Raw genomic sequence first — 19613 nt, forward strand, 5'->3', positions numbered from 1 at the left:
TACACCTTGGCAGTAAATTTATTCATCGTTTTTTGCTTGTATATGGCCTTTGGCAAATTTGGGAAAATCCGAATAGGAGGCAGTGAGGCAAAACCAGAATTTAGTTTATGGGCTTGGTTTGCAATGTTATTTAGTGCAGGAATTGGGAATGGATTGGTGCTTTTTAGTATAGCTGATCCTGTTCGAGATTATTTAAACCCGCCGCGTTTGGCTGGAGAGGCGCCTGCATTAATTGCACAAGAAGCTATTAATTTTTCATTTTTACATCACGGAATTCACGGATGGGCTATTTATTCCGTAGTCGGGCTTTCATTAGCTTACTTTACTTTTAATAGAAAGATGCCACTCACCTTACGATCTGCTTTTTATCCACTTTTAGGAAATAGAATCCACGGATGGATGGGAGATCTTATCGATATCATGGCGGTAATAACAACACTCTTTGGATTGGCAACTACCATAGGTTTTGGAGTGGGACAGATTAATTCAGGACTTACACATGTTTTTGGTGTTCCGAGTTCATTGTTCTATCAGGTGCTAATAATTCTTGGGGTGACATTGGCCGCAACAATATCTGCTTTTAGTGGAGTAAATAAAGGGGTTCAAATGTTGAGTAAATTGAATGTAAGGGTTGCATCAGCAATTTTTATTTTAGTCTTAATATTAGGTCCAACAACATTTATCTTTAAATCGTATATCCAGAATCTGGGGAGTTATTTGGTGCATTTTATAGATATGTCTACTTGGACAGAATCTTTACAAGGTACCGATTGGCAGAAAACACGAACTATTATGTATTGGGGATGGTGGATTTCTTGGTCGCCTTTTGTTGGAACATTTATTGCCCGAATTTCAAGAGGACGAACTATTAAAGAGTTTATTCTTTGTGTATTAATTCTACCTGCATTAGTGACTTTTTTATGGTTTAGTGCATTTGGCGGAACTACTATGCGTGATATCCTTCTTGGTGATACAGCTATGATTGTTGCTGTAAACGAAAACATTTCCACAGCACTTTATGTGTTTTTTGATAAATTCCCATTAGCCATACTTTTAAAATCGTTGGGAGTAATTCTTATTTGTAGTTTTATAATTACATCAGCAGATTCAGGAGCATTGGTTGTGGATAGTATTACTTCAGGAGGAAAATTAAAAACGCCTGCCTTTCAACGGGTAATTTGGGCAGTAGCAACTGGATTGATTGCGGCTGTACTGATGTATGGTGGAGGTTTAAATGCTTTACAAACGGTAGTAACAATTTCAGGTTTGCCTTTTGCTATTCTGTTGGTAATGATGTGTTTCTCGCTATATCGAGGAGTAAACGAGGATTATCAAAAAGCAGAGCGAAAAGAAAAACTCTTGGAAAGACAAACCTATCGTAAAAACATCCTGCAATTGGTAAACGAGGAACGAGAAGAGAAGAATTTGAAAAAAATCGAACCAGAATCAAAACCTGGGAAGAAAACAATTACAACCGATTTGTAGATAGTGTTTAGATATATCGATGAAAATATTTTAAGTTTAAAAGATGATTAAAAAAATAAATTTAGAAAATGAATTAAGACTGATGGTAGCAATGGACCTTACGGCAATGGATTCCATTTTGTTAAAGTACGTCAGTTTTCTATGTCAGGTGTGGAATATTGAACACCTATATTTTGCACACAACATTAAACAGTATAAGTTGTATGATTTATATGACGAGTTTCTTGAAGAAGGAATAACTGTTGAAGATATAGTTGAAAGAGGCTTGCAAAAGACCGTTGATAAGTACTACACAGCTTCAGTTCCACACACTGTGTTAATTACTTCTGATGACTATACCGAAAGTATCCTTAGTCATCTGGCTAAAGAGTATAAGATTGATATTATGGTAGTCGGAAATAAGGACGAGTTACAAGGAACGGGAGCCTTAAATCAAAAACTTGTAAGAATGCTAGATGCTAACCTGTTATTGGTTCCTGAAGAAGCCAGTCACGAAATGCAAAATGTATTGGTTCCAACCGATTTTAGTTCGGCTTCTGCAAGTTGTTTTAAAGTAGCGCAAAGTCTAGTTGAACGTTCAAAAGGAAAAATTGAAGCCTTACATGTCTATAACATTCCTTCTTTTTTCTTTCCTTATATAAATACTGAAAAAGCCATTGATAAGACCAAGCTTCACTTAAAGGAGAAGGTAAAGCAATTCAGAAAAAAGCAAAAGCTATCTGAAGAGATTCCGTTTAGATATATTGATAGAGGAGATGTGTCTGTTGTTGAAGCTATTGAGCTCCATGCGGAGAAAGGTCATTTTGATGTAATTGTGGTTTCAGCTAGAGGTGGAAATAATATCACGAAATTGTTTGTAGGAAGTGTTACTAACGATTTATTAATAAGAAACAGAAAAATGCCATTATTGGTGATTCGTTAAGAAAACTTTATTTTAAATACATGCACAGTCGAGAATTCAAGTTTACTAACTACTAAAAAAATCTAGACTGTGCTCAGTTTGATAATTATAGTCACTTTCACTTATAAAAATCACTTGTCTTTCGAGTTGATTCCAAATTTTTTTTGAGCAAATTGCCCTAAATAGTAAGCAATTAAAATTGGTATTAAAGAAAATGCAATGTACTTTTCTAACAAACCATACTCGTTCATAACTACAAGTATTATTGTTGCACATATTATAAAAAAGACATCAAAAGAGGATTTTTTCATTTCTCACATTTTTTTTATTAGGTATGTTACCCGTCAATTAAATTAGACTGATGATATTCATTTGTAAAATTATATTATTTGTTTAATTGAAGCAAATAAGGAGTGTTTCCAAAAACTCGAAATTCTTTTCAAGGTAAATAGACTTAACTTTTGCTTGGTATTAATAGACTTTGCTTTTGGTCTGAAACATTTGTATATTCTAATTATGATAAAAAAAATCGAAACGGAGCGAATTCCTATAAAATTGTGGTTGGATGATCTTGAAGAAGGAGCTTTACAACAAGCAAAGGATTTGGCTAATTTGGAAATAGCGTTTAAACATATTGCTATTATGCCTGATTCTCATCAGGGATATGGGATGCCTATTGGTGGAATTTTAACTACAAAAGATGCTGTTGTTCCAAATGCCGTTGGTGTGGATATTGGTTGCGGCATGTGTTCATTACGAACAAATTTGAAGGAAATTGATATAGATGGTTTAAAGAAAGTAATAGCAGGAATCCGAGAAACAGTACCTGTTGGATTTAATCATCATAAGGAAAAACAAGATGATAAGTGGATGCCTTTAACTGAAGAACATTTACCGATTGTTGCCAAAGAATATGAAAAAGGAAGATACCAAGTTGGTACTTTGGGTGGTGGAAATCATTTTATTGAAATCCAAAAAGGTTCCGATGGTTATATTTGGATTATGGTACATTCGGGTTCTCGAAATATAGGGTACACAGTAGCCAATTATTATCACAAAAAAGCTGTTGAAGAAACTAAAAAGAGAGGCGATAAAGTTCCAAAGGACTTGTCTTATTTCGTTAAAGGTACGGAGGGCTACGATAATTATTTTAAGGAAATGAATTATTGTATTGATTTTGCTTTACAAAACCGTAAACTTATGATGGAGCGGGTTAAGGATGTAATTGTTAAATCAATTTCGGACGTCGAGTTTTCAAACTTTATTAATAAACCCCATAATTTTGCTGCATGGGAAACGCATTTTGGAGAGGAGTTGATAGTTCATAGAAAAGGTGCTACTCGTGCCGAAAAAGGTGAGTGGGGTATGATTCCGGGTTCGCAAGGTGCTAATTCTTACTTGGTGCAAGGAAAGGGAAACCCAATGTCTTTTAACTCCTGTTCTCATGGAGCAGGGCGTGTTATGAGTCGAGCAGAAGCCAGAAAAACCTTAGATCTTAAAAAGGAGGTTGCTCAGTTAAAAAAAATGGGGGTGCTCCATGCACTTCGCCATAAAAAAGACTTAGATGAGGCGCCGAGTTCGTATAAAAATATTAAGAAGGTTATGGCATTGCAAGAAGATTTAGTGGAAATAAAAGTAGAGTTAATGCCTTTAGCAGTTGTAAAGGCTTAAATTATTTTATTTACTTTAAATACTAAACTTCCTGTATAGTTTCTTTTTGCTTTTTACCGTAAAAGTGAATTTTCAATTGTAGTAATACTACCATAAGTGTAAAGGCAACAACAGTAATAAGTGTTAGCATTCCTATTTCCGATTTAATGGAGGCTAAATCACCTCCGTAAAAACCAATTTTTCTAAACCCATTTAAAAACTGGGTTAATGGAATAAATTGTGCAATATTCGTAATGACTGTTGGTATTGCTATAGTAGGCCAAGTAAATCCACTTAATACAAACGCAGGTGTGGAAATTACCATTAAAAGTTCGGTAGCTTTTAGCTGACTTGGGATAGCTATTGAAAACAGCATACCAATACACATTGAAGCAAAAGTTAACAGGGTAACCAAAACAAACATAGGGAAGTTGAAAACACTAACATCAATTTTAAAATATGGAAAAAACAAACTAACCAACAACCACATTACAGGTAGCATTAATAAAAAAGGAGTGGCTTTTAAAGCAATGTGGTATAAGGATGATTTACTTTCTTTAACTAAATTTCCAAAATAACCATCTTCAAAATCTCGGGAGAAAACCAAGGCCATTGCCAAGAATATGATTTGCTGCATAATTCCAGCTAATAAGCCAGGTAGCATAAAAGTTACGTAGTTTCCTGTGGAATTATAGAGTTTGTTAAAGTTGATTTTAAAACTTTCGAAGGAGCTTAAAGCTTGAGCAGGATGCATTCCTTGTTTTTTAAGACCTTCAATTTCAATTCCGGCATTAAGTGTCATTAAAACAGATTGAATGTTTTTACTTGCGGTATTGGCGTTTAATATGTTTGCCATATTCAAGTCTACTCTTACTTCTGGATGCCTTTTTTGAAATATATCAGCTTCAAAATTTGCAGGCAGTGTTACAACTGCAGAGTATTGTTGTTTAGGCATTTCTTCTATAATGTTCCCGGCCGAAAATCGTACGTCCGTTACAAATAATCCTTCGTTGTCATTAAAAGCATCTATAATTTTATCGGTAGTAGGGCTCTTATCTTGATCGATTATAACGATTGGCAAGTCAACAACTTTTGCTTGCTGATACACATATCCAAATAAAAATCCATACAAAATTGGCGCACCAAAAAATATGGCAAGAAGCACATTATTTGAAAATATACGCTTGAATTCTATTAGAATTAAATTTTTAAACTTTTTCATTTTTTATGTTGTATAAAGCTCGTTACACCTCGAATTATCTAATATTCTATTCTTTAATTAAAACAGTTGCATTTAAATAGAATGTCATATCCTCAACCTTACTTGTAGGTACTATTTTTAGTTCATAAATAGATTCATCTAAACCATATAAAGGTGCTGTACTAGTAATGTCTGCATATTGAGCTAGTTGGTTTATTGCAATAATTTTGGCTTGTATTTCCTCTTTAGTATATGGGTTTTCTACAACCAAACTTTGACCAGGTTTATAATTATAGATTTTCGATTCAGGAATGGTAAATCTGAAATAAACACTACTTTTTTTATAACCATTAAATAATGAATAACCAGGAGTCAATAATTCCCCAACTTCTAAACTGATGGTTTCAATTGACATATCGGCTGGTGCAATAAGATATTTTTCATTTGAAGCAGAAGCTACTTCTTCTTTAGCACCTAAAGCACGATCTAACTGACCTTTGGCTTGTTCGATTTGTTCAGCTCTAGCTCCTTTTCGTATTTCTGTACGTTTGGCTTCTAAAGCGTCCACTTGAGCTTGTGCCATAGAGAGTTTCATTTTTACCTCGTCAAATTGTTGCTTGCTTACCAAGGAATCTTTAAACATGTTTTCTAATCGATTATATGATTCTTGAGCAAACTCCAATTGTGCTTTTCCCGAATTTAATTGTTGATCAATTTGGTCTAATTGTTCTGAGGTAGCACCGCTATAGGCTAAGTTTAATTGTCCTTTTGCTGAGGTTATGGCACCTTCAGCTTGCATCATTTTTGCGCTAACTTCAGGGATGTCTATATATGCAAGTGTATCACCTTTCTTAACTTCTTGCCCTTCGGTAACATATATTTCTGAAACTCTCCCACCTAGCTTACTGCTAAGTGCAATGGTTTCAAATTTCACTTTTCCTCTTTCTGAAGTAATCTTTTTATCGTTGCTGCAAGAATTTAAACTCAATAAGGTAACAAGTGCGAGTATAAGAGTTTTGGTTGAATTCATTTTATGATTTTTTTTAGAGTACTTTTAATATTTTAATGTTCCTTTAGCATGAAGCAATTCCGTTACAGCTCTGCGCTGCTCGAAAAATGATTCTTGTAGTTTGAAGTTTGCTTTTTCTAAATCGGTTAATGCATCTAATACATCATTTATCGAGGCTAAATCGTTTTTATATTGTTTATTGATCATCTCGTAAGTTTCAGTGGCTAGCTCAACTTCTTTTTTGGCGATTATTGAAGACTGTAAAGAAGATAGGTAGGATTGCTCTGCTTTTACTATACTTAAGTCTATCATTTCCTCGGCTTCTTCAATTCTCTCTCTATAGATTTGACTTTCCAATTGAGATTTTTTAGCTTTTAAATGTGATTGATTTCCGTCGAAAACATTCCACTTCACACCAACACCAACATACCATTTCGGGTCTAGTAATGAGAGGTAATCTTCTATAAATTCATAATGGCCTTTTAAAGCAATCTTTGGAATAAAATGACTTTTTTCCATTTTCGATTTATAGATTGTTGCCTGTTCAGCCTCCTCCAAAGCCTTTATTTCATTTCTCTTTTCTGTAGTTGAAGAGTTATTCAAATCTAAAGATTCTAGTTGAGGTTTCAATTCTTTTAGTAGGCTTCGATCTTCTCCTGTAAGTTGATGAAGCACCTCAATTAGTAAGGCTTTGTTGTGTTCAAAACTTAATTTTTTACCTTCTAATTGTTGTTGAGCCAATTCGATTTTTTTTCGACCTATAGGCGTGGCTAGACCATTTTCAATAGCTTTTTTTACAAAATGTTCCTGTTCGTTAAGATATTTTTCCGAGGTAGTTAATACTTTTTCTGAAGCATAAACTAAACCGAGTCTATCATAAGTTTCAATAACTTTTAATGCAATCTTATCTTCCTCAGCCATTCCCAGGTAGTTCAGTGAAGATTCTTTATGCTTACTTGCCTTTATAGCGTTGCTGGCTTCGAGTCCGCTAAAAAGAACCCAATCCATATCTAAAGACGTTTTTAATATATTTTTGTCTTGCAAATTTGGAGTTTCTTTTAGTGGAATTCCATCAGGAAATGGTGCATTAAATGGAATTCCGACCGCTTCTTTTATTACCAGTTTTTGAGTAGCTACTAATAGGTTTTGTGTGTCTTCATCAAAAGTTAAATCGTCATTCAAACGCGTGTAACTTCCGTTGAGTGAGATTTTAGGAATAAAAACTGATTTTGCTAATTGTTGATCTAGTTTTGCCTGTTCGGCTTCAATTGAATTAATTTTCAGTTTTTGACTCTTGTTAAGTCCTTTAATAATTAAGTCCTTTAGCTCTGGATCTAATTGTTGTGCATAATTTTCGATTGGAAAAAGCCCAACAATACCGATAAACAAAATATAGAAAAAGCTTTTTTTAATTTGCATTAGTAACATTTTTTTAAAATTACAATGCAAAGTTAATACAAATTAAAGTTGTTCCTTTTGACCTAAGTCAAAAACACTAAGGTATTTAGATTCATGAAAATTAGTTCCAGGGTTCTAACAAATATTATAGTTGAAGTTGATTTTAGGAATAATTATTATGTTGAAATTCTATGGGTGTTAACCTCGTCGTATCCGGCTAAGTGTTTCTTGAGACATCCCAAGATATGAAGCAATATATCCTAATGGAACACGCTGAGATATGTTTGGGAATTCTGCTAGCATATAGTCGTAGCGTTCACGAGCAGTCTGAAATTGCACAGCATTGAGCTTGTTTACCACTTTAGATAACATTTGAATAGAAACTAATCTTCCTAGTTTTTCCCATTTATGATATTTGGAGAATAAAAAGTCCATGTTTTCTTTAGAGATAGAATAAACAAGAGAATCTTCTAATGTTTCTAATGAATAGATACTAGGGCTTTGCTGAAAAAAACTATCAACGCTTGTCATAAATTTTCCTACTCCAAAAAACCATTGGGTTACTTCTTTACCATCTTCCATTAGGTAAAAGCTTCTACCCATACCTTTTTCAACAAAATATAGTTTTTTGCTAATCTGGCCTTGTTCAATTAACTTGGTGTTTTTAGGAATGAGTTCTTTTTCAAAATAAGATGTAATTTCCTTTAATTCTTCAGGATTGTACGGTATTATAGAAAGCAGGAAATTGGATAAATTCATATAGTTTTAAGATATAACTGACTGAGCGATTAAGTTCAAATATATTGAAAAATAATCAAGAATAAACTTCTTTGTTTTAGGGAGATTCTAACCTGATTTCAATCCTTTAAATTCAATACAGAATTTTTCATGTCGAATGCCAATCCAATATAGGTGTTGTTGTTAAATTCAAACTCATCTATAATTTTCCAACCTAGTTTTTTAGTATGTGCTTTTTCAGAAATGATATTGATCTTATTTATAAACGTAATGGAAATTGGATATTTCTTATGAAATTCAACTCTCATTTCTTCAAAAATTTTATTTAAAAAACCCTTTCCGCGATAAGCTTTGTCAATACAAACAGGTCCATATTGAAAACTGTTTTCAGTTGTTATTTTGTTTCCGTTAAAGGTTAAGTTTGGAAAACGAGAGACCATAAAATTGAAGATTTCCCATTGTTCAAAATATTTCCAACTCCCAGCGAAAGCGTATGCAATCAGATTGTTATTGTTATTAATTGCTACAAATATGCCGTTTTCATTAATTATTTCTTCAATTTGTTTGGCTGTAAAAGGAGTGGTTACAAAGCCGTTTTTTAGCTCTGTTTTGTTTAGGTTTCGAAACAAGTTTTTTTCCTGTAGTGCAAGAATACCATCGATGTCATTCTTGTTTCCAATTCTAGTTTGAATACTTTCCATTTTTTTTATAAAGAAACTATAAGTGTTTTGAAGATGATATTAAAAACTATTAATTACTGATTTTAAATTTCAAATATTTTGAAAGAGGCTATCATCAACCATTTAAAAGGCTTCGTTAATACCAAAATAAACACCATTGCTGCCATCAATTCCAACTCCCGCATCTAAACGTACCCATGTGTCTTGAGTTTTTAAAAGTTTAAATCGAAGTCCGCCACCAGCACTTGGTTTTAAATCCTTAATACTAAAGAGTTCTTTTTGGTCGTGGCCCACTTTTCCAAAAAGACCATATCCAGCTAAAGCCCAACGAGGATGAAAACGATATCTGTATTCCGCCTGAAATAGGTATAAACTTTTATCAATATATCTTCCCTGATAATAACCTCTGGCTCTGTTTCCTCCACCATACCACGCTAAGCCTTGAAAAGGAGGGTTGCCATAATTTCCTTCGTAGTATAATTGTAGTGCAGCAATACTTTTTTCTCCTAATTTTTGGTAGGTGCGCAAATCTGCTATAAATTTATTGTAGTTCTGGGTTGCTCCAAAAAGTTCGCTAGAAAACTGAGCGTTCATTTTTAGAAGGTGACCTGAAATAGGTGAGCCAACATTATCTCTTGAATCTAGGTTGAAAATCACTCCAAAACCACTAATTACAGCGCCATCACTACCTAAAATATCGTTGGTGCTTAAAAGTCCTTCTTCCGTTATTTTTGTAACATTGTGATTTTCATAAATATATTCAAAGCCAAAATTTAAAGCAGGAGGTAATCTTTTTAAGAAACTAATTTTTAGAATTTGCGAGGTCATATCGTACGACTCTTCATTGCTATTAGGGGTTGTGTTCCCAATTCCCCAAAAATTATTTGGAAATATTTTCCATTTAAAATTCATGTCTAGAAAATAATCGCCATTGCCAATATATATTTGAGGAATTACATCTATAATAAACTGTTTATTCGATGTCGTTATAAAGTCTACAAAAATATTGGACACTCTATCATTATAAATGTTTTTCTGTTTTAATAAAAATACTTGAGCTCCAGCACCAAAACCAAAGCTTGTTTCTGGTGTATAGAATATAATCGGTATGGCAACAAATTGAATTTTTTTATTCTTATTAATGGTGTCCGACTTAATTACATCTTCCTGACTATAACTAATCTTACTTAAAAGGAGACTTATTAATATGAAGAAAAATAGCTTTTTCATTATAAAGGTTTCGAGTCTAATAAAATTTTAAATCCGAAGGAAAAAGAGAGGTTACTAAGTTCGTAGCTAACATTTTTTACTGCAGGATTGATATTGGTTTCTTGGTTCAAATTTAACCAATATACATTGTAATTAAGACCTAAATCGAAAGATACTCGGTCGTGGATAACGTACGAAAAACCGAAGGTTGAAAGAAATCCAAATCCTCCACCTTTGTTTAAATTTTCAACGTAAACATCTGCAACTAAACTACCAATGGTTTCTCTATAAAGTGCATATCCAGGCGATAAGCTAAAAAACACTGAACCTATATTGCTCGGCGATAAAAAGTAAGTGCCTTTTGGGCCAATAAAAAATGTTTCAGATGTATTTTCAGAAATATCATTTTCAATATTACTTCGTTCCATATTAGCAGATAAACCAATATTTAAGCGGTCTATTAAAAATTTCCCCGTTCCAATTTCTATTCGGTACCAATTGCTAATGGATTTGTTTTCGGTTTTAGTATTCTCGAAAGATCCTGAACCTATAGATCCAGTAAGTCCAGTAAGCCATCTTCCTTTTCTAAAAGGTGTCATTTCACTAGTTTCTGTAGAGTCAATTTCTTTGTTTTGAGCATAACAGAAGCTAGGAATAACACATAGAAATGTTATTAATAAAATTGTAAAATGGGATTTGTTTATCACTTAAAGAGCTGCTTTAACAAAGGTTTTAAATATCCCACTAAAGTATTAAAAAAATCACGTACTAAATATTTAAAGGTTCAAAAAGATGATGTACTAAAATTGAAGTTCATGATTTATTTTCATTAGTTATTTGGTTTTTATCAAGTTTAAATTTTTAAAACTATCTTTGCAGTTCTAAATTAACATGATGCACAAAGCAGGTTTTGTAAATATTATTGGAAATCCAAACGTTGGAAAATCAACATTAATGAATGACTTTGTAGGTGAAAAACTTTCAATTATTACATCGAAAGCACAAACCACAAGACACCGTATTCTTGGTATAGTAAATGGAGAAGATTTTCAAATGATTTTATCTGATACTCCAGGAATTATAAAACCAGCCTATCAGCTACAAGAATCTATGATGGATTTTGTAAAGTCGGCATTTGATGACGCCGATGTGTTAATTTATATGGTTGAAATAGGAGAAAAGGAATTAAAAGACGAATCCTTTTTTAACAAGATTACAACATCCAAGATTCCAGTTTTATTATTGCTTAATAAAATTGATAAATCCAACCAAGATCAACTAGAAGAGCAAGTCCAAAGCTGGGCTGAGAAAGTTCCGAATGCTGAAATTTTTGCTATTTCTGCTTTAGAAGGTTTTCAAGTAAAAGAAGTTTTTGATAGAATTATTGAATTACTTCCAGCATCACCTGCTTTTTATCCAAAAGATCAGTTAACCGATAAGCCAGAACGTTTCTTTGTAAACGAAACCATTCGCGAGAAAATTTTAATGCATTATAAAAAGGAAATTCCTTATGCTGTAGAAATTGATACCGAAGAGTTTTTTGAAGAAGAAGAAATAATCAGAATGCGTTCAGTAATTATGGTAGAGCGCGATACTCAAAAAGGGATTATTATCGGACACAAAGGTTCGGCCTTAAAACGTGTTGGAATAGAGGCTAGAAAAGATTTAGAGAAGTTTTTTGGTAAACAAGTCCACTTAGAACTTTATGTAAAAGTGAATAAAAACTGGCGTAACGACCAAAAACAATTGCGTCGTTTTGGATACAATCAGTAAACCTAAAAACTAAGAAATAAGTGGGTGAGGAGTGAAGAAATAAACTTCAAAACTAGACTTATTAACTAGCTGTCTTCTTGGAGTGTAGCTTTCATAAAACCATAAAGCTTATGCATTTCATCTAGTCCAAATTTCTTGCCTAATTGACCAATAAAATATAGTGCTAACCAGATAATTACCATTAAAATCATAATGCTAATTTGCAGACTAAATGTGATTTTTAAGGTCCAATTTGAATAAGCCCAAACTCCAAATACTATAAAAATACCGGCCACAATAAAATGGAAAAACATAAACATGGTCCAAACAGTTGGGTTTGGTCCGAACAAGCCTTTAACTGTGCTTGAATTTGTTTCTAGTTCGTCTATTTCTAAATGTAATTGTGGCGACCAAAAATGCTGTTTGTGTTTTGGTAGTCTAAGAAACACATGATTGTCAATTCTAGAAACTACAAAGTTCTTTTGCTCCTGTTTCGCTTTGTCAAACAAGCTTAATAATTCTTCATAATTTTGATTTTTTTCAAACTTAAAACGTGGTCTTAAAACCACATCATTGATTTTTGATGAATTAGGCATATCGTTTTTTAAATCAGTTAAATTTGTAAATCAGTCAAGAAATAGTTGGTATTTTAATTGTAAAACCACTCAAGTTTTGGGGTATTTGCTTTTGGAAAGTACCAATAAACAAGGAATTAAAACACTAAGTAATTATAATGATATTTGAGACAATTTCATTTTTATTTTTTTGAAGCAAACAAAATACAATTAAATACTTAGCATATCATTATATTTGCATCAAAATTTATTTAGAATGAGTAACATAGTTGCTATTGTTGGAAGACCAAATGTTGGAAAGTCCACTTTTTTTAATCGTTTAATTAAAAGAAGGGAGGCTATTGTAGATGCGGTGAGTGGTGTAACTAGAGATAGACATTACGGAAAAAGTGATTGGAATGGGAAAGAATTTTCTCTAATCGATACGGGGGGATATGTTTTAGGAAGTGATGACGTTTTTGAAGCGGAAATCGATAAACAAGTTGAGTTGGCTATTGATGAGGCAGATGCTATTATTTTTATGGTAGATGTTGAATCTGGCGTAACTGGAATGGATGAGGATGTTGCCATCCTACTTAGAAAGGTTAAAAAACCAGTTTTTTTAGTAGTTAATAAAGTAGATAATGCAAAACGTGCACAAGATGCTGTTGAGTTTTATTCCTTAGGTTTAGGAGAATATTTTACTATTGCTAGTATTAGTGGTAGTGGAACTGGAGATTTACTAGATGCGCTTGTTGAAGCGTTGCCTGTAAAAGAAGAAGTTGAAGAAACTGAACTTCCTCGTTTTGCCGTAGTAGGAAGACCTAATGCAGGAAAATCTTCTTTTATTAATGCGCTTATTGGTGAAGACAGATATATTGTTACAGATATTGCTGGAACAACTAGAGATGCTATTGACACTAAATACAACCGTTTTGGTTTTGAATTTAATTTAGTAGATACTGCTGGAATTAGACGGAAAGCTAAAGTTAAAGACGATTTAGAGTTTTATTCTGTAATGCGTAGTGTACGTGCTATTGAACATTGCGATGTGTGTTTATTGGTTATGGATGCGACTCGTGGTTTCGACGGACAAGTGCAAAACATTTTCTGGTTAGCCGAACGCAACAGAAAAGGGATTGTTATTTTAGTAAATAAATGGGATTTAGTTGAAAAAGATCATAAATCTACCAACGAATTCGAGAAAATTATTAGAAGAGAAATCGAGCCTTTTACGGATGTGCCAATTGTATTTATGTCTGTTTTAAACAAGCAACGTATTTTTAAGGCAATAGAAACGGCTGTTGAAGTGTATAACAACAGAACCAAAAAAATTAAAACAAGTAAGTTAAATGAGGTTTTACTTCCTATTATAGAAAATTACCCTCCACCAGCTTACAAAGGAAAGTTTGTAAAGATTAAATATATAATGCAATTGCCTACACCACAACCGCAATTTGCTTTTTTCTGTAACTTACCTCAGTATGTTAGAGATCCTTATAAACGATTTCTAGAGAATAAACTTCGTGAACATTTCGATTTTAAAGGAGTGCCAGTAAGTGTTTACATGCGTAAAAAATAAATAGGTCTTACAATAGTTGGGGTTATAATGAAGAAGTGGACATTTTTTATAATTTGTGTTTTCTTCATGCAGTTTTCCATGTCACAAAACACTATTTTGTGGAGAGTAACAGATACTGTAAATCATAAAACCTCGACTATTGTTGGAACTTTTCATCAATTTGGAAATACCTTTGTAGATTCAATTCCTAAAATTAGAGAACTCTTATATAAATCCGATTTAGCTATCTTCGAGTCGGTTTGTAAAACAGAACATACTCAAGCATTAATTAACAAAAGGAAAGCTTCTAATAAAGTTGAAAGAAAACTTAAAAAGAAGGATTTTGCCAAGCTACAGGTATTAAGTAAAAACTGGAAGGTTGATATTTATAAATTGAGGCCTATTGAGCTGAAATGGAAACTGCAACAAGAATTTCAGAGAATAAAATGTAATACCAATAATTCTTTGGATACATGGACGCATTTTGATAATTATTTAGAGCATTTAGCTAGGGAGAATAACATAAAGGTTTTAGGGTTAGAAACAGATAGTTTACAATTGGAGTTAATTAATATTCAGTATAATAGTCCAAAGTGGAAGGACGAAAGGAAAGATATTAGTTCTTTAATAAACATGTTGCTTTCTAATGATGATTATTCAGAATACTGTAAAATGGCAAATGAATACAGGAATTTTGGTTTAGCGTATGATTTTGAAGAGCCTTGCGATAATGATGTTTTAATTCAAGGAAGAAATGAAAAATGGTTACAAGTTTTACCAAATTTATTTAGAACAAACAATTGCTTTCTTGCTGTAGGGCTTTTTCATTTAAAGAATACTTGTGGATTACTAGAACAGCTTAAAAGCAAAGGTTTTTTGGTTGAGCCTATAATAGTTAGGAGGTAAAAGAGCCCATTAATTTAGAAACTAAATAATGGATTTTATTTTCTTATATTAAGAATTAAAGTTTACCAACTTCCGCCAGCTCCACCACCAGAGAAACCTCCTCCGCCGAAACCGCCTCCAAATCCGCCTCCTGAAGAACCTCCGAAGCCACCAGACGAGCCACCAAAGCCACCTCGGCCCATATTGCTTAAAATAATGGCGTCGAGAATGCTAAAGCCTCCTGAATTATTACTGCCTGAGCCTCCGGAACCACCTTTACGGTTTTTGGAAATTGAAATTAAAATAATAATAAAAAATATAATTAGGAATATGATAAAACCATCTGGCGATTCGGAATTAGTATTAGGCTTTCTAGTACCTTGATATTCTCCCATTAAAATTTGGAAAATAGCATCAGTTCCTTTGTCTAAACCACTGTAATAATCTCCTTTTTTAAATTCTGGAATTATAATGTTTCTAGTAAGCTCGCCTACAATTCCTGCCGTTAATTTGTGTTCCACTCCGTATCCAGGAGAAATCCATATATTTCTATCGTTTCTAGCTAATAGAATAAATACCCCATTATCTTCCTTTGCCTGTCCAACTCCCCATTCATGAGCCCATTTAGCCGATAAAAGCCCAATGTTTTCACCTTTAGCGGTTGGAATAATAACTACAACAATTTGGGTTGAAGTTGTATCGGAATATTTTATAAGTTTTTGTTCTAAGTTACTTTTCTCTGAAGCACTTAGCAGCGACATGTAATCGTAAACACTGGTTTGTTCTTTAGGTATTTTAGGTATATCGAACTGCGCCAATAAGTTTTGCGAAAAACACAAACTCACAAACAGAATAATAAGAAATTTTATTTTTTGGGGCTTTATCATTATCCTTTGGATATGTCGTTGGGTAATTCGTTGGTGTCGTTGTGTTGCCAAGGAAAATGTTTTTCTAATTCTTTTCCTGCTTTTAAAATACCGTCTACAAGACCTTGCTTAAAGTTTCCTGCTTTAAACTGAGTTTGAATGATATCTTTTGTGGAGTTCCAAAAATCTTTTCCTACAATGTCATTTATGCCTTTATCACCATATATAACAAAAGTTTTATCCTCAACTGCTACGTATATTAAAACACCATTTTGTTCTTTGGTGTTGTCCATTTTTAAATAATGGAATACTTCCATAGCACGATTAAAAGCGTCTATTTTAGAAGATTTTTCAAGATGCACACGTATTTCTCCAGAGGTGTTTTTTTCGGCCACTCGAATAGCTTCTACAATTTCTTGTTCTTCTTGCGCAGTTAAAAAATCTTCTATTTTAGACATGTTTTATTTAATTAAAATCAAATTCAACCTCTACTGGTTTTTCTGCTCCAGCTTCAGCATCGAAATATGGCTTACTTTCAAAATTAAATATTCCTGCTAATATGGAATTAGGAAATTTCTTTACATGAGTATTGTAAGGTTTGATAGCTTCGTTATAGCGAGTTCTTGCAGTTTGAATGGTGTTTTCAGTGCTAGTTAATTCGTCTTGCAGTTTCAAGAAATTCTGATTCGCTTTTAACTCTGGATATCTTTCAACCGTTACTAATAATCTTGATAGAGCACTGCTTAATCCTCCTTGTGCTTGATTGAATTCTTGTAATTGCTCCGGAGTTATATTTGAAGGGTCAATTGTTGTTTTTGTAGCTTCACTTCTTGCTTTAATTACCGCTTCTAATGTGCTTTTTTCAAAATCAGCAGCACCTTTAACTGTGTTTACAAGATTTCCAATTAAATCGTTTCTTCGTTGGTACGAGGTTTGGACATTTCCCCATGATTCACTTACGTTTTCATTTAGCACCACAGCAGTGTTGTTAAATCCTACAGCCCAATTATAAATACCAAAACCAAGGACGGCTATGATAATTACCGGTATTAACCATTTTTTCATAATATATTGTTTTAAGTGTTAGTGTTTGTTTAATTAGTTGCAAAAGTAAAGAGAATGTTACAATTGTTCTTTAATTTTAAGAAGTTGCGATTTAATATTTTTCAATTTACTAATAATCTCAAAGGTTTCTAAAGGTTTTTTCTTTTCTTCTTTAAGATGCGTTTTAGCACCTTCAAGTGTAAAGCCTCTTTCTTTTACGAGATGATAAATAAATTTAAGATTATTTATGTCTTCGGGAGTAAATTTTCTGTTCCCTTTTGCGTTTTTCTTCGGTTTTAAGACATCGAATTCTTTTTCCCAAAAACGAATCAAAGATGGGTTTACATCGAAGGCTTTGGCAACTTCTCCAATACTGTAATAACGTTTTTCAGGTAATTCTATGTGCATTAGTCTAACGATTGATTTTCTAAGGAAGCATGTTCTAACAACTCATTAAATTCTTCGGCAGATAAACTTCCATAATAGAAATTAAGTGGGTTGATTCGTTCTCCATCCTTAAATATTTCGTAATGTAAATGAGGTGCTTCTGATCGGCCTGTGCTTCCTACAAAGCCAATAATATCTCCTCTTTTTACCTTCTGATTCTTTTTAACATTGTATTTATACATATGGGCGTAAAGACTTACATAACCATATCCATGATCGATACGTACGTGGTTTCCATATCCTGCGGAACCGTTATCAGCTCTAACCACAATACCGTCACCTGTAGCGTAAATTGGTGTGCCACGAGGAGCGGTAAAATCCATCCCCCAGTGCATTTTCCTAGCTTTAGTAAAAGGGTCGGTTCTTATTCCATAACCAGAGGCCATTCTTTTTAAATCTTCATTTTTTACTGGTTGAATAGCAGGAATAGCTGTTAGCAATTCTTCTTTTTCTTCAGCTAATTTGGCTATTTCGTCTAAAGATTTTGATTGAACTACAATTTGCTTTTGTAGTTGATCGATTCGTTTATGACTTTCTATAATTAATTTGGAGTTGTCAAATCCTTCTAAATCCTTATATCTGTTAATTCCACCAAATCCTGCTTTTCTTTGTTCGTCAGGAATGGGGTTGGCTTCAAAATATAATCTGTAAATATTATTATCCCTATCCGCAATGCTAGCTAAAACAATTTCTGTTTCATCCATTTTTTTATTTAGTAGTTCAAGCTGTAATTGGGCGTTTTGTAATTCGTGTCTTAAGCCTTTTTCTCGTGGAGATTCTATGTATTGACTTGCAATAAAAACGAATAAAAAAGCAAATAATGCTGATGCCAATAAAAACAGAGAAATGTACTTAACAGTTCGTCTTTTTTTACGCTCTATTTTTCTATAAGCAAGCGTATCTGGATCATAATAATATTTTACTTTACTCATTGTCTAATTTATGCTATTTTTGCATGGAATTAATTATAAACGAATTATCAATTAGTATCCAAAACGAACAAACCTACAAAATATTTTCATTGTAAATTTAGTGAAAACTAAACGATAAAATGGGAAACTAACGTCTCTCAGTCCGAAATTTAAAATAGATTTGCAGAGAAATTGTAAAAAAAAGTGGTTTTATACAAAATTTAACACAACAGCCTTCAAAATAAATAGATGAAATCTCAAGAAGTACGTTCGAAATTTTTAAGTTTTTTTAAAGAGAAAAAACATAGTATTGTGCCTTCTGCACCTTTGGTTTTAAAAGACGATCCGAGTCTGATGTTTGTCAATTCTGGGATGGCGCCTTTTAAAGAATATTTTTTAGGAAATGCTGAACCAAAAAATAACCGAATTGCTGATAGCCAAAAATGTTTGCGAGTTTCTGGTAAACATAACGATTTGGAAGAAGTAGGATACGACACCTATCATCACACACTTTTTGAGATGCTTGGAAATTGGAGTTTTGGCGACTATTTTAAAAAGGAAGCCATTGCCTGGGCTTGGGAATTGTTAACCGAAGTTTATGGAATAGATAAAGACATTCTATACGTAACAGTTTTTGAAGGAGATGAAGCCGATGGGATTCCTATGGATCAAGAAGCTTTCGATTTATGGAAGCAGTTTATTTCGGAAGATAGAATCCTTATGGGGAACAAAAAGGATAACTTCTGGGAAATGGGAGAGCAGGGACCATGCGGGCCATGTAGTGAGATTCACGTAGATATTCGTTCAGCAGAAGAAAAGGCCAAAATTGATGGGAAAACTCTAATCAATATGGATCATCCTCAAGTGGTGGAAATCTGGAATTTGGTTTTCATGCAACACAATAGAAAAGCAAATGGATCTTTAGAGCCATTACCAAATAAACATATTGATACAGGTATGGGATTTGAACGTCTATGTATGGTTTTACAAGGCGTACAAAGTAATTACGATACTGATGTTTTTACCCCAATTATTCGTGAAATTGAAGCAATTACTGGTAAGGATTATGAGAAAGACGAGAAGGTAGATGTTGCTATTCGTGTAATTTCAGACCATGTTCGTGCGGTAGCTTTTTCTATTGCCGATGGCCAATTGCCAAGTAATACTGGTGCGGGCTATGTAATTCGTAGAATTTTACGTCGTGCCATTCGTTATAGTTTTACATTTTTAGATCAAAAAGAACCGTTTATTTATAGATTGGTTGACGTTTTAAGTAAGAAAATGGGAAATGCATTCCCTGAATTGAAATCTCAAAAGCAACT

Annotated in this window: 20 protein-coding genes; 7 read left to right on the top strand and 13 right to left on the bottom strand. The window is 33.2% G+C overall.

Annotation, left to right across the window (positions count from 1 at the left end; all coding sequences use genetic code 11):
• Positions 1 to 6: 6 nt before the first annotated feature.
• The 3 genes from VKY41_RS01520 (at position 7) to VKY41_RS01530 (ending at position 4057) form a co-directional block, all read left to right on the top strand.
• On the top strand, positions 7 to 1485 hold the full coding sequence (locus VKY41_RS01520) for a BCCT family transporter (RefSeq protein ID WP_500812666.1): 1479 nt from the start codon (positions 7 to 9) through the stop codon (positions 1483 to 1485).
• 43 nt (positions 1486 to 1528) lie between these two features.
• The gene (locus tag VKY41_RS01525) at positions 1529 to 2407 is read left to right on the top strand and encodes a universal stress protein (RefSeq protein WP_500812667.1); all 879 of its coding nucleotides are present in this window, start codon (positions 1529 to 1531) and stop codon (positions 2405 to 2407) included.
• Positions 2408 to 2902: 495 nt separating this feature from the next.
• Positions 2903 to 4057 carry an RtcB family protein gene (locus tag VKY41_RS01530; protein ID WP_500812668.1) on the top strand — a complete coding sequence of 385 codons (1155 nt, stop codon included), beginning with the start codon at positions 2903 to 2905 and terminating at the stop codon, positions 4055 to 4057.
• 22 nt (positions 4058 to 4079) lie between these two features.
• On the opposite strand, the gene VKY41_RS01535 is transcribed toward VKY41_RS01530, so the two are convergent.
• The 7 genes from VKY41_RS01535 to VKY41_RS01565 all read right to left on the bottom strand — a co-directional run bounded on the left by VKY41_RS01535 (position 4080) and on the right by VKY41_RS01565 (position 10978).
• Positions 4080 to 5258 (bottom strand): ABC transporter permease, encoded by a 1179-nt coding sequence (locus tag VKY41_RS01535; RefSeq protein ID WP_500812669.1) that lies wholly within the window; start codon positions 5256 to 5258, stop codon positions 4080 to 4082.
• Positions 5259 to 5304: 46 nt separating this feature from the next.
• Positions 5305 to 6267, bottom strand: coding sequence for an HlyD family secretion protein (locus tag VKY41_RS01540; protein WP_500812670.1), 963 nt, complete (start codon positions 6265 to 6267; stop codon positions 5305 to 5307).
• Between the two features lie 24 nt (positions 6268 to 6291).
• Complete coding sequence (locus VKY41_RS01545) at positions 6292 to 7665, bottom strand: TolC family protein (RefSeq protein WP_500812671.1); 1374 nt, start codon at positions 7663 to 7665, stop codon at positions 6292 to 6294.
• Between the two features lie 177 nt (positions 7666 to 7842).
• A complete protein-coding gene (locus VKY41_RS01550; protein ID WP_500812672.1) occupies positions 7843 to 8403 on the bottom strand; it encodes a Crp/Fnr family transcriptional regulator in 561 nt (186 codons plus the stop codon).
• A 98-nt stretch (positions 8404 to 8501) separates the two neighbouring features.
• Positions 8502 to 9083 carry a GNAT family acetyltransferase gene (locus VKY41_RS01555; RefSeq protein WP_500812673.1) on the bottom strand — a complete coding sequence of 194 codons (582 nt, stop codon included), beginning with the start codon at positions 9081 to 9083 and terminating at the stop codon, positions 8502 to 8504.
• A 102-nt stretch (positions 9084 to 9185) separates the two neighbouring features.
• Positions 9186 to 10292 carry a BamA/TamA family outer membrane protein gene (locus VKY41_RS01560; protein WP_500812674.1) on the bottom strand — a complete coding sequence of 369 codons (1107 nt, stop codon included), beginning with the start codon at positions 10290 to 10292 and terminating at the stop codon, positions 9186 to 9188.
• Positions 10292 to 10978 (bottom strand): hypothetical protein, encoded by a 687-nt coding sequence (locus VKY41_RS01565; protein ID WP_500812675.1) that lies wholly within the window; start codon positions 10976 to 10978, stop codon positions 10292 to 10294. The genes VKY41_RS01560 and VKY41_RS01565 overlap by 1 nt, the downstream gene beginning before the upstream one ends.
• A gap of 184 nt (positions 10979 to 11162) precedes the next feature.
• Here VKY41_RS01565 and era point away from each other — a divergent pair, with 184 nt between their 5' ends.
• Positions 11163 to 12044, top strand: a complete 882-nt coding sequence (gene era, locus VKY41_RS01570) for a GTPase Era (RefSeq protein ID WP_500812676.1) — start codon at positions 11163 to 11165, stop codon at positions 12042 to 12044.
• A gap of 65 nt (positions 12045 to 12109) precedes the next feature.
• Here the strand turns inward: era and VKY41_RS01575 are convergent, their stop codons facing one another.
• Positions 12110 to 12619 carry a GTP-binding protein gene (locus VKY41_RS01575; protein WP_500812677.1) on the bottom strand — a complete coding sequence of 170 codons (510 nt, stop codon included), beginning with the start codon at positions 12617 to 12619 and terminating at the stop codon, positions 12110 to 12112.
• 235 nt (positions 12620 to 12854) lie between these two features.
• Here VKY41_RS01575 and der point away from each other — a divergent pair, with 235 nt between their 5' ends.
• Positions 12855 to 14159: a ribosome biogenesis GTPase Der gene (gene der / locus VKY41_RS01580; protein ID WP_500812678.1), complete on the top strand. Its 1305-nt coding sequence runs from the start codon at positions 12855 to 12857 to the stop codon at positions 14157 to 14159.
• A gap of 27 nt (positions 14160 to 14186) precedes the next feature.
• Complete coding sequence (locus VKY41_RS01585; RefSeq protein ID WP_500812679.1) at positions 14187 to 15044, top strand: TraB/GumN family protein; 858 nt, start codon at positions 14187 to 14189, stop codon at positions 15042 to 15044.
• Between the two features lie 62 nt (positions 15045 to 15106).
• Here the strand turns inward: VKY41_RS01585 and VKY41_RS01590 are convergent, their stop codons facing one another.
• Genes VKY41_RS01590 through VKY41_RS01610 form a run of 5 tightly spaced genes read right to left on the bottom strand, consistent with a single transcriptional unit; the run spans position 15107 to position 18312 of the window.
• A complete protein-coding gene (locus VKY41_RS01590; protein WP_500812680.1) occupies positions 15107 to 15910 on the bottom strand; it encodes a TPM domain-containing protein in 804 nt (267 codons plus the stop codon).
• A complete protein-coding gene (locus VKY41_RS01595; RefSeq protein WP_500812681.1) occupies positions 15910 to 16347 on the bottom strand; it encodes a TPM domain-containing protein in 438 nt (145 codons plus the stop codon). Before VKY41_RS01595 ends, VKY41_RS01590 begins: the two co-directional genes overlap by 1 nt.
• 7 nt (positions 16348 to 16354) lie before the next feature.
• Positions 16355 to 16954: a LemA family protein gene (locus VKY41_RS01600; RefSeq protein WP_500812682.1), complete on the bottom strand. Its 600-nt coding sequence runs from the start codon at positions 16952 to 16954 to the stop codon at positions 16355 to 16357.
• Between the two features lie 57 nt (positions 16955 to 17011).
• On the bottom strand, positions 17012 to 17341 hold the full coding sequence (locus VKY41_RS01605; protein WP_500812683.1) for a MerR family transcriptional regulator: 330 nt from the start codon (positions 17339 to 17341) through the stop codon (positions 17012 to 17014).
• Positions 17341 to 18312 (bottom strand): M23 family metallopeptidase, encoded by a 972-nt coding sequence (locus VKY41_RS01610; protein WP_500812684.1) that lies wholly within the window; start codon positions 18310 to 18312, stop codon positions 17341 to 17343. Before VKY41_RS01610 ends, VKY41_RS01605 begins: the two co-directional genes overlap by 1 nt.
• 228 nt (positions 18313 to 18540) lie before the next feature.
• Between VKY41_RS01610 and alaS the strand changes: the two genes are divergently transcribed.
• A partial coding sequence (alaS, locus tag VKY41_RS01615; RefSeq protein WP_500812685.1) for an alanine--tRNA ligase occupies positions 18541 to 19613 on the top strand: 1073 nt, incomplete at its 3' end.

Origin of the sequence: Xanthomarina sp., assembly GCF_035306605.1 — a bacterium.
Lineage (GTDB): Bacteria > Bacteroidota > Bacteroidia > Flavobacteriales > Flavobacteriaceae > Xanthomarina.

Excerpts from the sequence above, each read along its gene's own strand:
- VKY41_RS01585 (WP_500812679.1), top strand. The coding sequence starts at position 14,187 with ATGAAGAAGTGGACATTTTTTATAATTTGTGTTTTCTTCATGCAGTTT.
- VKY41_RS01575 (WP_500812677.1), bottom strand. The coding sequence starts at position 12,619 with ATGCCTAATTCATCAAAAATCAATGATGTGGTTTTAAGACCACGTTTT.
- VKY41_RS01560 (WP_500812674.1), bottom strand. The coding sequence starts at position 10,292 with ATGAAAAAGCTATTTTTCTTCATATTAATAAGTCTCCTTTTAAGTAAG.
- VKY41_RS01590 (WP_500812680.1), bottom strand. The coding sequence starts at position 15,910 with ATGATAAAGCCCCAAAAAATAAAATTTCTTATTATTCTGTTTGTGAGT.
- era (WP_500812676.1), top strand. The coding sequence starts at position 11,163 with ATGATGCACAAAGCAGGTTTTGTAAATATTATTGGAAATCCAAACGTT.
- VKY41_RS01610 (WP_500812684.1), bottom strand. The coding sequence starts at position 18,312 with ATGAGTAAAGTAAAATATTATTATGATCCAGATACGCTTGCTTATAGA.
- VKY41_RS01535 (WP_500812669.1), bottom strand. The coding sequence starts at position 5,258 with ATGAAAAAGTTTAAAAATTTAATTCTAATAGAATTCAAGCGTATATTT.
- VKY41_RS01600 (WP_500812682.1), bottom strand. The coding sequence starts at position 16,954 with ATGAAAAAATGGTTAATACCGGTAATTATCATAGCCGTCCTTGGTTTT.
- VKY41_RS01525 (WP_500812667.1), top strand. The coding sequence starts at position 1,529 with ATGATTAAAAAAATAAATTTAGAAAATGAATTAAGACTGATGGTAGCA.
- VKY41_RS01540 (WP_500812670.1), bottom strand. The coding sequence starts at position 6,267 with ATGAATTCAACCAAAACTCTTATACTCGCACTTGTTACCTTATTGAGT.
- VKY41_RS01530 (WP_500812668.1), top strand. The coding sequence starts at position 2,903 with ATGATAAAAAAAATCGAAACGGAGCGAATTCCTATAAAATTGTGGTTG.
- VKY41_RS01595 (WP_500812681.1), bottom strand. The coding sequence starts at position 16,347 with ATGTCTAAAATAGAAGATTTTTTAACTGCGCAAGAAGAACAAGAAATT.
- VKY41_RS01605 (WP_500812683.1), bottom strand. The coding sequence starts at position 17,341 with ATGCACATAGAATTACCTGAAAAACGTTATTACAGTATTGGAGAAGTT.
- der (WP_500812678.1), top strand. The coding sequence starts at position 12,855 with ATGAGTAACATAGTTGCTATTGTTGGAAGACCAAATGTTGGAAAGTCC.
- VKY41_RS01555 (WP_500812673.1), bottom strand. The coding sequence starts at position 9,083 with ATGGAAAGTATTCAAACTAGAATTGGAAACAAGAATGACATCGATGGT.
- VKY41_RS01550 (WP_500812672.1), bottom strand. The coding sequence starts at position 8,403 with ATGAATTTATCCAATTTCCTGCTTTCTATAATACCGTACAATCCTGAA.
- VKY41_RS01545 (WP_500812671.1), bottom strand. The coding sequence starts at position 7,665 with ATGCAAATTAAAAAAAGCTTTTTCTATATTTTGTTTATCGGTATTGTT.